The organism is Jeotgalicoccus sp. WY2 (assembly GCF_018437745.1).
Classification (GTDB): domain Bacteria; phylum Bacillota; class Bacilli; order Staphylococcales; family Salinicoccaceae; genus Jeotgalicoccus; species Jeotgalicoccus psychrophilus.
In genome coordinates this window covers 2,024,632-2,038,325 of the sequence record NZ_CP049818.1, presented here as the reverse complement: position 1 = coordinate 2,038,325, position 13,694 = coordinate 2,024,632, and the positions used below count along the sequence as shown (strand labels likewise).

The window sequence follows — 13,694 nt, the reverse complement described above, 5'->3', positions numbered from 1 at the left end:
TGACTTACTCCTCCTCAGCGTTATCGATTGCCTTCAGACCCGGCAATTCCTTACCTTCTAAGTATTCTAACGATGCACCGCCGCCTGTTGAAATGTGGCTGAATTGATCAGCAAATCCAAGGACTTGCGCTGCGTTTGCAGAATCTCCGCCGCCGATAATTGTAACCGCATCTTCAAGTTCTGCGATTGCCTGACAGACACCGACTGTACCTTGTGCAAAGTTTGACATCTCAAAAACGCCCATCGGTCCGTTCCAGACGACTGTTTTCGCTCCTTTAAGCGCCTCTTCATATAACTTAACTGTTTCTGTACCAATATCGAGGGCCATCATATCATCCGGAATGTTATCCACCGAAACGTTGCTGTGTTCTGCCTCATTTGAAAATTCTGCAGCAACAACAACGTCAACAGGCAGTATTAATTTACCATCGGCTTTTTCGAGCAGCTCTTCGGCAATTTTAATATTGTCTTCCTCCACTAATGACGTGCCAATTGAATGCCCCTGCGCTTTTAAGAAAGTGTTAGCCATGCCGCCGCCGATTAAAATCTTATCCGCTTTATTAATCAGGTTGTCGATGACGTTAATTTTGTCGGATACTTTTGCTCCGCCTAAAATTGCTGCGAATGGTGTTTTAGGATTATCGACAGCTCCGCCGATAAACTCAATTTCTTTCTGCATTAAAAACCCGGATACAGTAGGCAGATGCTCACTGATCCCGACATTTGACGCATGTTCGCGGTGCGCTGTACCAAACGCATCATTAACAAACAGATCGCCGAGCGATGCCCAGTACTTGCCAAGCACAGCATCATTTCTACTTTCTTTCGAGTTGTGCAGATCTTCGTAACGCGTATTTTGCACCATCAGGACCTCACCATTTTTAAGCTCCCCGATACCTTCTTCAAGATCTTTGCCTCGTGTTTTATCACTGAACAGAACTTCTTTACCCATAATCTCGCTTAAACGCTCAGCAACCGGCGCTAATGAATATTCACGCTTGTCCTCTTTAGTTTCAATACGCCCCAGGTGTGAAAATAAGATTACTTTTCCACCTTTTGCTAAAACGTAGGAAATTGTTTTTACAGCAGCTTTAATACGTGTATCATCTGTAATTTTTCCGTTCTTCATCGGTACGTTAAAATCTGCCCGTATTAATACCTTTTTGCCTTTTAATTCAACATCTTCAAGAGTCTTCTTCATGAATGCGCCTCCAAATTTATATTCACTTTAATTATACATATCTCGCCTGCTTATTAAAACATTAAAAATATTTAAGTCCATTCTATTAAAAAAGCAGCAGACTATTTCGGTCCGCCGCTCTTCTTAAATCTATTATTTATAATTGCCTTTTACGTAATCGTATATAGTTACAAAGTCGAGAACGCCTTCTTGAATCACATTGCCGCCGTCACTTAGAACGGGAATGCGGACCATGTATTCTTCTTGCAGTTCATCGTCGTTATCGATATTCACTTCTGTCAGTTTCACTACGTTATCTCTCAGTTCAGACAATGCCAGTCTGATCTGCAGTTTTCCTTCATTACACAAGTGGCAGTTGTCGCGAGTGTAATAAGTAAGATTCAGCATTAGTTAAACCTCTTTCTTCCGCATATTTTTAACTTTACGTTTCAATGTCTGAAATAATGAATCTATCATCTCGGTTGAAATAATTCCCATTGCAATTGCCAGCGACACGAGGGCTACTTGAAATCCGTAGGCAAGTGCCATGTCGTAATTCTCAAGCACCACACTCCGCATAGCATTGTAGGCCAGACCGCCAGGTACAAGAGGAATAATGCCGCATGTAATAAAAATAATAATCGGCGCTCTCAGTTTACGGGAGCTCATTATCGATAGTGCAGTCAGTACAATCGCACCTAAAAACGAAGCGATGACCGCCTGTATATCGTTCTCGGTCGCGATAAAGTACATCAGCCAGCCGAAAGCACCGCTCATTCCGCCGGCGAGTATCGTTCTTCTCGGTGCATTAAACAGTATGCCGAATCCTGCAGAGGCGAAGAAACTAAGTATAAATTGAACTGCATATAACATTGTTCCCCTCCTAGACCGCCATGAATACGAGGCCGACTCCGGCACCGATTGCAATCGCTGTAAGCGAGGCCTCAGCGCCTTTCATCGTTCCTGCCATCAGATGACCGCGAATCATTTCACGTATTGCATTTGTAATAAGCACACCGGGAACGAGTGGCATCACTGCCGCAATAATAATAGTTTCCAGTGCTGCTCCCGGACCGAATTCCACATATAATACAGATATTACAGCGATAAAGAATGCCGCAAAGAACTCGTTAAAAAACTTTATTTTAGTATAGCGCTGAATGCTTTCTGTAATCAGCACACCCGCCATACCTCCGGCAGCTGCGACCGGAATATCGACCGGCGCACCGTTAAACAGAAGCAGAAACATAATGGCAACCATCCCACCGGTAAATACGACCAGCTAAACAAATGGAACTTTCAGTTTCGTGAATGTTTTCTATAGTCTTAATTGCATCTTTTATCGGCAAACCTTTGGAAATGCTCTTGATAAGTCGTTAATATTCACGACTTTTTGTAAATTATTTGCACGTTCATCGATTCTTATAGTTTGAGACAGGGCGTAATCATTCATCGACAGAATAATTACCGTTGTCGTTACAAAACCTGAACATTATCGATACCATAGTTACCGCCTACGGACCATCGTATCTTCGATACGATACGTTTCCGCACCGCTTTCAAGTAAAATTTTCCCGCTGTTTAAACAGACAAAGAACACTTTCGGACAAAGGCTTCGTCTAAACTATCATCGGGTTTTATCGACTGTTTCAAGTTCTTCGAATGACAACTCGCCCACCTCTTTTTTAGCACCCCCGAGAAGAATTGAACTCCCATCTTAAGAACCGGAATCTTACGTGTTATCCATTACACCACGGGGGTAGAATAATATAAATTAAGCACATTTCATTATAGCAAGGAAGCTGTGAGTAATAAAGACTAATTATTGACGAAATGCGTAATTAAATAATATGATAAAGTGATTCACATCAGAAGTTCTTTCTTTTGACCTTATTTGACTAATGTGTTATAAATATAATATCAATTAAATTAGTTCACAAAAACAGGAGGCAATATTATGAATTTAATACCTACAGTTATTGAACAGACAAATCGTGGCGAGCGTGCTTACGATATTTATTCAAGACTATTAAAAGATAGAATCATTATGATCGGGAGTGCAATCGATGATAACGTTGCAAACTCGGTAGTCAGCCAGCTGTTATTCTTACAAGCTCAGGACTCTGAAAAAGATATTTATCTTTATATTAACTCACCAGGCGGCAGTGTGACTGCAGGCATGGCGATCTATGATACAATCCAGCACATTAAACCGGATGTACAGACAATCAGCCTTGGACTTGCAGCTTCAATGGGTTCATTCCTGTTAACTGCAGGCGCTAAAGGAAAACGTTACGCGCTTCCTAATGCTGAAATTATGATTCACCAGCCGCTTGGCGGCGCTCAGGGTCAGGCAACTGAAATTGAGATCGCAGCAAAACACATTTTAAAAACCCGCGAGAAATTAAATCAGATTTTAGCTGACCGCACAGGCCAGCCGCTTGAAAAAATCGAAAAAGATACTGACCGCGATAACTTCATGACTGCTGAACAAGCTAAAGAATACGGTTTGATCGACCATGTTATGGAACCGGAAAAATAAGATGATTATTTTAGAGTTTAAGTCACATACGTGACTTAAACTCTTTTTTAAAAATAAAAGTAATCTTATATACTGGGAGGTCAAACATTTGAACATTCTCATCACAGGCGGCACAGGTTTTATCGGTTCCAAATTAACACACGCATTCCGAAAAGACCGCCATCACGTTTATATTTTAACCCGTCAGGAACAGACGTCAGAGCACCCATATACATTATATTAAATACGATGATAATAACTTTAACAATTTGGACTGGACTAAAGACCTGCCGGATGATTTTGATCTTGTGTACAATTTGGCAGGCGCATCTTTGAATAACAAATGGACAGAAGAATATAAAGAATTAATTCTGTCGAGTAGACTGAATATGACCAATATGCTTTGCAAGTGGCTGGAAAAATCCGGTATTAAACCGCTCGCATTCATAAACGCGAGTGCGGTCGGCTATTATCCGACAAGTGAAATCGTGGAATATGATGAATTCGACAAACTATCTTCGACAAACTTTTTATCGGATGTAGTTAACCAGTGGGAAGCGGCGGCAGCAAAATTAGAAATGCTCGGCATTCGCGTCGTTTACTCCCGCTTCGGTTTAGTTCTTGATAAAGACAACGGTGCTCTGCCGACGATGGCGAAGCTGTATAAAGCAAATATCGGCGGCGACATCGGGACGGGCAAGCAGTGGTACTCGTGGGTGCATATCGACGATGTCATTAACGCCCTCTTGTTTATCGGTGTGAATCAGGAAGTCAGCGGCCCGGTGAATGTCACGGCTCCTGTACAGGTCAGACAGCATGAATTTTCAAAAGTGCTGAGCGCTGTCCTTGGCAAGCCGAACTTCTTTAAAACACCCGCCTTCTTAATCGATAAAGTACTCGGAGAACGTGCCCTGCTCGTTACTGAAGGACAGAAAGTTCATCCGCGCGTGCTGTTAAACAGCGATTTTAAATATCTGTATCCAACATTAGAGCAGGCGATTGAAGACATTTACAGTTAATAAAACACTTAGAAGAATATACAAATAAAAATCGCACTTGAATTCCTTCGAAGGGAAGCAAGTGCGATTTTTTATTTAGTAAGCTATTTTAAAGTACGAGTTCGTCCCCGCTTCGCAGTTTATCTGCGATTTCATCGAGTTTTCTCAGACGGTGATTGATACCTGATTTTGATATCGCGCCAGTTGACACAGCTTCGCCGATTTCTTTTAAGGTCATATCCTGATGTTCAACGCGGATACGCGCGACTTCTCTTAAGCGCTCCGGCAGTTCATCGATACCAATTTCTGCATCGATAAATTTAATGTTCTCCACCTGGCGCATCGAAGCGTTAATTGTTTTGTTTAAGTTAGCTGTCTCACAGTTAACGAGACGGTTAACCGAGTTGCGCATATCTCTAACGATACGTATATCTTCAAATTTTAACAGTGCCTGATAACCGCCGATAAGACTTAAAAATTCTGCAATTTTCTCTGCCTCTTTTAAATAAATAATATAGCCGCGTTTACGGTCTATATATTTAGCATTCAATTCGTAGCTGTTCATCAGATCTGTAATTGCCTGTGCATGTTCTTCATACAGCGAGCCAATCTCTAAATGATATGCCGATGTTTCCGGGTTATTGACAGAACCTCCGGCAAGAAATGCACCTCTTAAGTAGCTTCTTCTGCAGCATTCCTTGTTTTTAATTTCATCGGTAATTGTATTCGTCAGTATACCGCCTGAAAAAATATCCAAATCTGCGAGCACATCTTTAGATTCTTTTTTAATGCGGCAAATATAGACGTTGTTCTTTTTCAGCTTCATCTTTTTTCTTACAAGCAAATCTATTTCTATTCTGTATACATTTTTAATCAGCGTGAAAATACGGCGTGCAATCGCAGCATTTTCAGTCTGTACGTTAATAACCCATTGCCCATCAAAGTAACTGACAGCGCCGTTCATTTTTATTAATGCGGACAGTTCGCTCTTCATGCAGCACTCGTCCACTTCAATTCTCGTTAGTTCATTTTTCATTTCGGAAGCAAATGACATGCTACCACGTTCCTTTCAAAATCTTTCCTAATACTTCAATGTCTCGGTTTGATCAATCACAATATCGTATATAATTTCAGCGAGTTTTTCATTGTTATGACGCACAACACGTTCTTCATCAACGATAATCAGTTCATCATCTGTGATAACTGTCACCCCGTGCGCTTCCAGTTTATCCCGCTCGCTTCTAATAGTATCGACGCCTCTATTTTTATAAGTATCCGCCATTTCTTCATAGACGTCCTGTTCGTTTAAAATAACATAGTCAATGACACGTGCCTTCAAATGCTTTTCAATCGCATAAAGATGATCGTAGGCTGACATGCCCATCGTCTCACCCGGCTGTTCCAAAAGATTCGAGACGTATACTTTAATACCTGCTGATTCTGTCACTGCTTCGGCAATGCCTTTTGGCAGCAGATTCGGAATGATGCTCGTATATAATGAGCCCGGACCGAGCACGATAATATCCGCTTCCAGTATCGCTTCCACCGCAGCTGGTGTCGCATCGATATTCGTCGGTATTAAGTACATTTCCTTAATTTCTTTTTGCACTTTCGGAATATAGCTTTCACCGATAATAATCGAATCATCGGCCATTCTTGCTGCGAGCTTAGGGCTGACATTTGTCGACGGAATTACTGTACCCTTAACGTTTAATATTTTGACAGCTCGCTGACTGCAGTCGCAAAATCACCGCTGATATCATACATCGCAGCGAGCATTAAATTACCGAGAGAATGTCCTGATATTTCATCTTTTTTAAAGCGGTACGTAAACAAATGCTCGAGCTTGCTCTCCACTTCACTTAAAGCAGACATTACGTTTCTGATATCTCCGGGTGCAGGCATATCGATCTGATCGCGGATAATTCCGGTTGACCCACCATCATCCGCTACCGATACTATCGCAGAAATATCCATCGGATATTCTTTTAAGCCGCGCGATAAAACTGCCAGACCCGTGCCCCCGCCGATAATTGCGATTTTAATCTTTTTCATTCAGTGTTCCTTCTATCGCTGCATCACGGTGGGTCGTGTTAATCGAAAATGCGAACTTATCCTTCAGATCTTGTGCAAGGCGTTCAGACAATGCAACAGAACGATGCTGTCCGCCTGTGCACCCTATCGCAATCGTGAGCTGGGATTTTCCTTCTTTTATAATTGAGGAATTAAATATTTAATCATATCGTACAGTTTTTCGTAAAACGTATCAGTATCCTGCCACTTCATGACGTAGTCATAGACTTCTGAATTCAGTCCGGTTAAAGGACGGTACTCCGGAATATAAAAGGGGTTCGGCAGGAACGAACATCGAACATTAAATCCGCATCGATTGGAATTCCATGTTTAAAACCGAAGCTCAGTACATTGACAGCAAAAAATTCTTCACGCCCGCCTGAATATAAAGTGAAGATACGGTCTCTCAGCTCTTTCGGTGACAGATCCGTCGTATCGATTATTACGGATGCCCGTCCTTTTAAGTCATCGAGTATGTCACGTTCTTTTTTAATTGCTTGAAGTACGGAAACCCCTTCGTTTAACGGGTGGGAGCGCCGCGTTTCTTTGTAGCGGCTGACGAGTCTCTCATCATCCGTATCGAGAAATACAATACGCAGCATAATACTTTCATTATTAAGAACTGTCTCCAGTTTTTGAATTAAATCATCGAAAAACTCTTTGCCCCGTAAATCGATGCCGAGTGCGACTTTGTTCATTTTACCGTCAGTGGACTCCATTAATTCTACGACTTTTGGAATAAGAATCGGGGGAAGATTGTCGATACAAAAATAGCCTGTATCTTCAATTGCTTCCAGTGCAACAGATTTTCCTGAACCGCTCATACCTGTAATTATGATTAAATTTTTCATAAAGCACACCCTCAAATTTACTTATTTTCAATCTTGCCATTCACTTATATTATAACGGATAACGTTACGAAAAAACCCCCTTACGGGGGATTTGATACTATTAATTATTCATTGTCTTCCAGCTTCTCAAGATAATGCTGAGCATTTTGCGCTGCAAGACTGCCGTCGCCTGTCGCTGTAACAATCTGACGGAGTGATTTCTCTCTAACATCTCCTGCGGCAAATATGCCCGGAATTTCAGTTTCCATTTCTTCATTCGTGACGATATAGCCGTCATCATTTAAAATACCGAGGTCTTTAAACGGTGATGTCAGCGGCAGCATACCGATATAAATAAAGACACCCTGTGCATCAAAGTCATATGATTCACCTGTATTTTTATTTTTCAGCGTTACTGATTCTACGCGGCTTTCACCGTTAATTGACTGCAGTTCTGTATCCCAGATAAAATTAATTTTATCATTTTTAAATGCACGGTCCTGTAAAATTTTCTGAGCACGCAGCTCATCACGGCGGTGAACAATTGTTACTTTGCTCGCGTATTTCGTCAGGAATACACCCTCTTCAACTGCTGAATCTCCGCCGCCGATAACGACAAGTTCACGTTCTTTAAAGAATGCACCGTCACATACTGCACAGTAACTCACACCACGTCCGCGAAGCAAATCTTCACCTGGCACGCCGATCGTTTTGTATTCTGCACCCGTTGTAATCACAACGCTTTTCGTATAAATGTCTTCAGACGATGTTTTCAATATTTTAATATCGCCGTCAAGTTCGACGCTTTTAATATCGCCGTACTTATATTCTGCACCGAATTTCTGCGAGTGCTCAAACATTTTAGATGATAATTCCGGCCCTGTGATCATACTGAAGCCCGGGAAGTTTTCTACTTCTTCAGTGTTCGCCATTTGTCCGCCTGGCACACCGCGTTCAAGCATTACTGTTTTAAGCTCTGCACGTGAGGCATAGACTGCTGCTGTCATGCCTGCAGGTCCTGCACCGATTATTACTACGTCATATATCGTTTTTTCTTCCATAATCGTTCTCCTTTAAAAAATTACTACATATAATTATATAGGCTTTCTGCCCGTAAATCATTATATCTGCTTTATTCTCTCTATTGCTTTATTAAGTCTGTAAACTGTCGTATTAAACATTTCAGCGACGCCTTTTTTAGTCAGCTTGCGTCCCCCGGGATATAAATACAGCGCTGCTGCGGTATGGCTTTCAATATCGTCAAACTCTTTATGCTTTTCATACAGATCATGAAACACGTTAATCCACATCAGCAATGTCTCTTCATCTCTGACTGATAAGTCATATAGCAGTTCCAGTCCGATATGCATCCGTCCAAGACGAACCAGTTTCAACCCTTGGAATAAAAATGTCACATACAGTTTTTCATAATCATCCAGCGTTTCAATATGATCCCATATCGATAAACCAATAATTGCTTCGCGCGGTTCTATTTTACTTATTAAATATAAGGCGAGCAGTCGTTTGTGCTGATCTTCATCATGCAGATACATGCTTTCCAGTGCGAGTATTTTATCTGCGGCTTTTTGTTTATTCCACGGACTGAACTTCTCATCCACCGGATGGAAATTCTGCATGCGTGTCCAGTATATTTTCGATTCTTCATGCATGCCTAGATGATGACTCGAAAAACTAAGCGCATGCAGCAGCTGGAAATTGATTATTTTCTGCTTTTTGTAAAGCGGGAAGAGCAATTTATATGAATGTTCATACTTCTGCAGAAAATTTAATACCAGTCCGACTTTAAATCGTGCATCGTCATCAAGCGGCTCAACGATTTCAATTTTTTTCAAATACGCTTCATACTCATCAAACTGCTCAGTATGATAATGCAGCAGCGTCATATGGCTGAGTGCATGCATATCTGTCTGATCGTCTTCCAAGAGCTGCCGAAGCAGTACTTCAGCATCTTCATACTTATTTAAAAATAAGTAAGCCATCGCTTTTAAATTTCTGAACTCGCGTTCCTGCTGTATGTCCATGCAATGAATCGAGGTAATCAAGTGACTCTGAGACTTTTGCGTTCATAAATAAATACTGGAAAATCTGCTGGCCGATAAATCGTTCTGCTTCTTTTTCAAGTTCGTCCTCATCATCGATTTCCACATCGAACATTTCTTCAAGCTTATCCCCGTAATCTGTATCGGGGTGTGTAAGTCGAATATTGCACACCATAAAAATGCTTTATTTGCATCGTGTTTAATAATATTAATCTGACTTAAATATAAAAGTACTCCGGTTTGTAATCATCATTGACAAATGCTTCGATAATTAAGTGCTCCGCTTCGTTGCCAAATCCATTTTCAGCCATGACATATACATACTCAGATAAATAATCCGCATTGTCCGGGTTTTTATCGTGTGTTTTTTAAGAGCTGGAGTGCGTCTTTTTTATTATTCTGCTGTCTTTTTTTTATACCCTGCCTGTAGTAATGCTCTCCGTTTTGATCGAGAGAGATTACTTTTTTGTTAGTCATTATGTTCTCTCCCTTATAATCATTGGATTGCCGTAGACGAGTGCATTATCGGGAACGTCTTTTGAAACTACTGTACCTGCCCCGATTTTTACACCGCTGCCTATTTTAACGCCCGGCAGAATTGTTGTATTCGCACCGATCATCGTATTTTCACCGATATTGACTTTGCCGATTCTATATTCATCCGTTAAATATTCGTGTGTCAGTATCGTTGCATTATAACCGATAATCGAATTTTTTCCGATTGTAATCAATTCCGGAAACATTAAATCAGGCATCGCTTTATACGCAAATGATACGTGTTCGCCCAAATTTATATTCAGAAAACGCCGGTATAATTTATGTTTCAGCTTAGTCGACGGTAAAAATCGGCCTGTTTCTATAACGATAAAGTTTTTAGCAACTTTAACTATCGATACAGTGCGGTATAAATGCCAAAGCGGATTTATTTTAAAGCCCGTATGCCGGGTTAATTTCCTCATGCTACTTCTTCCTTTTTTTCTTCTTATTCACTACTGTTGATGATTTCTTATTGTGTTTAGGTTCATCTTTAGCTGCGTAATTGCCGTATACAGCGCCGTATTTAGGCAAATCGTATTTCTGCTGACGGTAAATCATAATTGCGATTGCCGCAATTATCGTGATGACCGAAATAACCTGCGCTGTCCGGAGCATATCGCCGATCATTAAACTGTCCGTGCGCATGCCTTCGATAAAGAACCGGCCGACTGAATAGTATATCAAATAAACTAGCACTGTGTGCCCGAGTGGTAATTTCGCACGTATTATAAATAAGATAATAACGCCGATTATACTCCATACCGATTCGTATAAAAATGTCGGATGATAGTAAGTGCCATCGATATTCATATGAATAATAAATTCTGGAATCATTAAGTTCTCGAGAAACTCTCTTGCTACCGGCCCGCCGTGAGCTTCCTGATTAATAAAGTTTCCCCAGCGCCCGATTGCCTGACCGAGCAGTATGCTCGGAGCTGCGATATCCGCCACCTGGAAAAAACTGTAGCCTTTCACTCTCGTATAGATTATACCGGCAAGGAATCCGCCGATCAGACCGCCGTGAATTGCCATGCCGCCTTCCCACACTTTGATAATATCAAGCGGGTTAAAGAAATAATGGTCAAGATTGAAGAAGACATAGTACAGACGTGCACCGATAAGAGAGAAAATAATGATATACATCATTAAATCCATAAATAAATCTTCAGGAAGTCCTTTTTTTATCGTTTCCCTGTTTGCTAAAACGTATCCGAGTATCATACCGGTTAATATAATAATTCCATACCAGCGAACGGACAACGGTCCGAGCGATATTGCCACCGGATCGATGGCGGCGTTTAAAATCATCATGAGTTGCCTCCGTTATTTTTAATCTTTTCATTTAAACGGTCGTTAAATTCAACCGCTGCGTTATGCCCCATCTGATTTAGACGGTGGTTCATAGCTGCAACTTCGATAATGCCTGCGAGACTTCGTCCCGGGCGAATCGGAATTACTTTTTTTGTCACTTCTGAATTTAAAATCTTAATTTTTTTATCTTCAAGGCCGAGACGGTCGTATGTATTATTATCAGTCCAGTTTTCCAGATGAACATTCAGCATAATACGTTTTTCAGACAGTATGCACCCTGCTCCGAACAATGTCATGACGTTAATAATTCCGAGACCGCGTATTTCAAGCAGATGCTGAATCAATTCAGGCGCCGAACCCATCAGCACATTTTTTGTTACCTCTTTAATTTCAACGTTATCATCCGCAACTAAACGGTGCCCGTTTTTAACAAGTTCGAGCGCAGTTTCACTTTTACCGATACCGCTCTCTCCTGTAATCATTACACCGATACCGTACACATCAACAAGCACACCATGCATATTGGTTTCGGGAGCCAGTTTTTTTTCTAAGTATGTAGTAATACGGCTCGTAAAATTTGTCGTGTTGTCTTCTGTTATTAAGAGCACTGTATTTGTCTGGTTGCACGCTTCGATTAATTCAAGCGGCGGCTGCTGGCTGCGTGTGACGATAATACACGGTGTTTCTTTTCTGCACAGACGTTTTGCACGGTCTTCGCGCTCCTGATCTGAAAGCACCCTTTCAAAAAATGAAATTTCCTTCATACCGAGTATCTGGACTCTGTCAGATGAAAAGTGAGAAAAATATCCCGCAATTTCCAGCCCGGGCCGTGACAAATCAAAGCTTGGAATTTCGTTTTCAAGCCCTGTATTTCCGCCCCATATTTTTAAGTTAAATTCTTCGACTAAATCTTTTACTACTAACATCCCTGCACCTCCGGCCGGCTTCTCTTAAATCAGTTTACTGTAACTTACATTATAGCAAAAAATGGGCTGACATTCGCCAGCCCTTACTTATTAATATTTTTTAGCTGCGGTGCAATGTCACACTGCCGACTTTTGTGCCGACTTCAAGGAACATTCCAGCTTCGTCTGTGTTATTTATAAGCATCAGCTCTTTAAAACCGATATCTTGCTGTTTCATATAGCGTGCATCAAGTTCAGGTGGATAGTTAATCTGTCCAAGAACAGTCGACAGACGTCCTTCAAGCTCTCTGCCGTGAGGTACGCTGATATTAATGCTGCCCATATTTGAATTAATTGTGGCTTCTTCAGTTTCCTTCTTAAGCGCAATATTAACCGAACCGTTTGATGAAATATCAATCGTTTTAGCATCGAGATTATCAGTTAAAATTGTCCCAAGCATAGATACGATTTCAATGCCTTTATACTCGCCCTCTGAAACTTTAATGTTCCCTCTCGATGTGCGGATAAATGCATTTTTCGCCTGCACATGAGCTAGTTCAATATCTCCGTTTAAAAGACGCAGTTAGATCAGTAAATGATTTATCAGCGATTTTAACATTGCCGTTTGACGTCGATAAAATGATGCGTCTGAGTGTTTCTTCAGTCACTTCGATAATCACGTTAACACGTGCAGACTTAACATCCGACACGATAACGAGCTCGTCATTTTTAACATCACAGATTATATCCTGGAAGTAATTTTTCTTCGTATCCAGTTTTCTGTAAAATGGTGTAATTTCAAACTTTACAACATTGCCGCGTTCCCCTTTTTTCAGTTCAACATTACCATTCGCGATATCTACTGAAACGCTGCTGAACGGCGTGTCAACTGTTTCAATTAAACGGTTTTTCGGCCCTTGTGAAAATACTGAATCAAAAGATGAGCCGACTGAGTCAAATGCTTTTTCAAGTCCGTCAAACATCTGTTTCGCCTGACGCTGAGTACCGAATTTACTTTTGACGTTTGTATATGTGTCATTCACTTTATCTTTGTTGACGAATTTATTAAACTCATCGACAAACTGGCCGACATAGTCACCGAATAATCCTGTTGATTCATGGTTCCCGGACGAATCTTGTTCTGTATGTTTCTTTCTCTCTTTAGCTTCTGGCTCTGATTTCGAGTTTAATGCCGACATCAGTTCGATTGCTTCTTCGGAAGTTATCTTGCCTTCTTCAAGCATTTTCAAAATACGTTCTTTACTTTCCACTGATATTA

Annotated in this window: 17 protein-coding genes, 1 tRNA gene and 3 pseudogenes; 3 read left to right on the top strand and 18 right to left on the bottom strand. The window is 41.0% G+C overall.

The genetic code is table 11. From position 1 onward, the window contains the following. Nucleotides 1-4 precede the first annotated feature (4 nt). From pgk to G4D76_RS11785, 5 genes and pseudogenes are all read right to left on the bottom strand, one after another. Nucleotides 5-1,201, bottom strand: coding sequence for a phosphoglycerate kinase (gene pgk / locus G4D76_RS11805; protein WP_026859929.1), 1,197 nt, complete (start codon nt 1,199-1,201; stop codon nt 5-7). Between the two features lie 132 nt (nt 1,202-1,333). Next, entirely contained in the window at nt 1,334-1,588 is a 255-nt protein-coding gene (locus G4D76_RS11800; protein WP_026859928.1) for a glutaredoxin family protein, read from the bottom strand. Nucleotides 1,589-1,591: 3 nt separating this feature from the next. Then, nucleotides 1,592-2,053, bottom strand: a complete 462-nt coding sequence (locus tag G4D76_RS11795; RefSeq protein ID WP_026859927.1) for a threonine/serine exporter family protein — start codon at nt 2,051-2,053, stop codon at nt 1,592-1,594. Between the two features lie 10 nt (nt 2,054-2,063). Further along, nucleotides 2,064-2,780 (bottom strand): annotated as a pseudogene (locus G4D76_RS11790) (threonine/serine exporter family protein). Nucleotides 2,781-2,869: 89 nt separating this feature from the next. Beyond that, nucleotides 2,870-2,941: transfer RNA gene (locus G4D76_RS11785), tRNA-Arg, on the bottom strand. A 196-nt stretch (nt 2,942-3,137) separates the two neighbouring features. Here G4D76_RS11785 and clpP point away from each other — a divergent pair. The 3 genes from clpP (at nt 3,138) to G4D76_RS11775 (ending at nt 4,720) form a co-directional block, all read left to right on the top strand. Beyond that, entirely contained in the window at nt 3,138-3,722 is a 585-nt protein-coding gene (gene clpP, locus G4D76_RS11780; RefSeq protein WP_026859926.1) for an ATP-dependent Clp endopeptidase proteolytic subunit ClpP, read from the top strand. An 88-nt stretch (nt 3,723-3,810) separates the two neighbouring features. Next, a complete protein-coding gene (locus G4D76_RS16205; RefSeq protein ID WP_256440484.1) occupies nt 3,811-3,945 on the top strand; it encodes an NAD-dependent epimerase/dehydratase family protein in 135 nt (44 codons plus the stop codon). Between the two features lie 25 nt (nt 3,946-3,970). Beyond that, entirely contained in the window at nt 3,971-4,720 is a 750-nt protein-coding gene (locus tag G4D76_RS11775) for a TIGR01777 family oxidoreductase (RefSeq protein WP_256440483.1), read from the top strand. An 88-nt stretch (nt 4,721-4,808) separates the two neighbouring features. On the opposite strand, the gene whiA is transcribed toward G4D76_RS11775, so the two are convergent. The 13 genes and pseudogenes from whiA to G4D76_RS15390 form a co-directional block, all read right to left on the bottom strand. After that, nucleotides 4,809-5,753 (bottom strand): DNA-binding protein WhiA, encoded by a 945-nt coding sequence (whiA, locus tag G4D76_RS11770; RefSeq protein WP_026859924.1) that lies wholly within the window; start codon nt 5,751-5,753, stop codon nt 4,809-4,811. 27 nt (nt 5,754-5,780) lie between these two features. After that, a pseudogene (gene yvcK, locus G4D76_RS11765) lies at nt 5,781-6,754 on the bottom strand (uridine diphosphate-N-acetylglucosamine-binding protein YvcK). Further along, nucleotides 6,741-7,071 (bottom strand): annotated as a pseudogene (locus G4D76_RS17130) (RNase adaptor protein RapZ); the annotation flags it as partial. The pseudogenes yvcK and G4D76_RS17130, both read right to left, overlap by 14 nt. Beyond that, nucleotides 7,018-7,596 (bottom strand): RNase adapter RapZ, encoded by a 579-nt coding sequence (locus G4D76_RS17125; protein WP_371814692.1) that lies wholly within the window; start codon nt 7,594-7,596, stop codon nt 7,018-7,020. The pseudogene G4D76_RS17130 and the gene G4D76_RS17125, both read right to left, overlap by 54 nt. Before the next feature lie 131 nt (nt 7,597-7,727). After that, nucleotides 7,728-8,663, bottom strand: coding sequence for a thioredoxin-disulfide reductase (gene trxB / locus G4D76_RS11755; RefSeq protein ID WP_213809970.1), 936 nt, complete (start codon nt 8,661-8,663; stop codon nt 7,728-7,730). Nucleotides 8,664-8,723: 60 nt separating this feature from the next. Then, nucleotides 8,724-9,602: a tetratricopeptide repeat protein gene (locus G4D76_RS11750; protein WP_213809969.1), complete on the bottom strand. Its 879-nt coding sequence runs from the start codon at nt 9,600-9,602 to the stop codon at nt 8,724-8,726. Further along, nucleotides 9,580-9,837 (bottom strand): hypothetical protein, encoded by a 258-nt coding sequence (locus G4D76_RS11745; protein ID WP_213809968.1) that lies wholly within the window; start codon nt 9,835-9,837, stop codon nt 9,580-9,582. Before G4D76_RS11745 ends, G4D76_RS11750 begins: the two co-directional genes overlap by 23 nt. Before the next feature lie 179 nt (nt 9,838-10,016). After that, nucleotides 10,017-10,139 carry a hypothetical protein gene (locus G4D76_RS16200; protein WP_256440482.1) on the bottom strand — a complete coding sequence of 41 codons (123 nt, stop codon included), beginning with the start codon at nt 10,137-10,139 and terminating at the stop codon, nt 10,017-10,019. Continuing rightward, entirely contained in the window at nt 10,139-10,621 is a 483-nt protein-coding gene (locus G4D76_RS11740; protein WP_156897229.1) for an acyltransferase, read from the bottom strand. Before G4D76_RS11740 ends, G4D76_RS16200 begins: the two co-directional genes overlap by 1 nt. A gap of 1 nt (nt 10,622) precedes the next feature. Further along, nucleotides 10,623-11,510 (bottom strand): prolipoprotein diacylglyceryl transferase, encoded by an 888-nt coding sequence (lgt, locus tag G4D76_RS11735; RefSeq protein ID WP_213809967.1) that lies wholly within the window; start codon nt 11,508-11,510, stop codon nt 10,623-10,625. After that, on the bottom strand, nt 11,507-12,436 hold the full coding sequence (hprK, locus tag G4D76_RS11730) for an HPr(Ser) kinase/phosphatase (RefSeq protein WP_026859919.1): 930 nt from the start codon (nt 12,434-12,436) through the stop codon (nt 11,507-11,509). Before hprK ends, lgt begins: the two co-directional genes overlap by 4 nt. 100 nt (nt 12,437-12,536) lie before the next feature. Beyond that, on the bottom strand, nt 12,537-12,962 hold the full coding sequence (locus tag G4D76_RS15395) for a DUF4097 family beta strand repeat-containing protein (protein ID WP_250129972.1): 426 nt from the start codon (nt 12,960-12,962) through the stop codon (nt 12,537-12,539). Between the two features lie 10 nt (nt 12,963-12,972). After that, nucleotides 12,973-13,686: an SHOCT-like domain-containing protein gene (locus G4D76_RS15390; protein WP_250129971.1), complete on the bottom strand. Its 714-nt coding sequence runs from the start codon at nt 13,684-13,686 to the stop codon at nt 12,973-12,975. Nucleotides 13,687-13,694 lie beyond the last annotated feature (8 nt).

Bases quoted from the DNA above. Each gene is read 5' to 3' on its own strand.
- pgk (WP_026859929.1), bottom strand. From the start codon at position 1,201: ATGAAGAAGACTCTTGAAGATGTTGAATTAAAAGGCAAAAAGGTATTA.
- whiA (WP_026859924.1), bottom strand. From the start codon at position 5,753: ATGTCATTTGCTTCCGAAATGAAAAATGAACTAACGAGAATTGAAGTG.
- G4D76_RS11750 (WP_213809969.1), bottom strand. From the start codon at position 9,602: ATGGCTTACTTATTTTTAAATAAGTATGAAGATGCTGAAGTACTGCTT.
- hprK (WP_026859919.1), bottom strand. From the start codon at position 12,436: ATGTTAGTAGTAAAAGATTTAGTCGAAGAATTTAACTTAAAAATATGG.
- clpP (WP_026859926.1), top strand. From the start codon at position 3,138: ATGAATTTAATACCTACAGTTATTGAACAGACAAATCGTGGCGAGCGT.
- lgt (WP_213809967.1), bottom strand. From the start codon at position 11,510: ATGATGATTTTAAACGCCGCCATCGATCCGGTGGCAATATCGCTCGGA.
- G4D76_RS11795 (WP_026859927.1), bottom strand. From the start codon at position 2,053: ATGTTATATGCAGTTCAATTTATACTTAGTTTCTTCGCCTCTGCAGGA.
- G4D76_RS17125 (WP_371814692.1), bottom strand. From the start codon at position 7,596: ATGAGCGGTTCAGGAAAATCTGTTGCACTGGAAGCAATTGAAGATACA.
- trxB (WP_213809970.1), bottom strand. From the start codon at position 8,663: ATGGAAGAAAAAACGATATATGACGTAGTAATAATCGGTGCAGGACCT.
- G4D76_RS16200 (WP_256440482.1), bottom strand. From the start codon at position 10,139: ATGACTAACAAAAAAGTAATCTCTCTCGATCAAAACGGAGAGCATTAC.
- G4D76_RS11745 (WP_213809968.1), bottom strand. From the start codon at position 9,837: ATGGTGTGCAATATTCGACTTACACACCCCGATACAGATTACGGGGAT.
- G4D76_RS11740 (WP_156897229.1), bottom strand. From the start codon at position 10,621: ATGAGGAAATTAACCCGGCATACGGGCTTTAAAATAAATCCGCTTTGG.
- G4D76_RS11800 (WP_026859928.1), bottom strand. From the start codon at position 1,588: ATGCTGAATCTTACTTATTACACTCGCGACAACTGCCACTTGTGTAAT.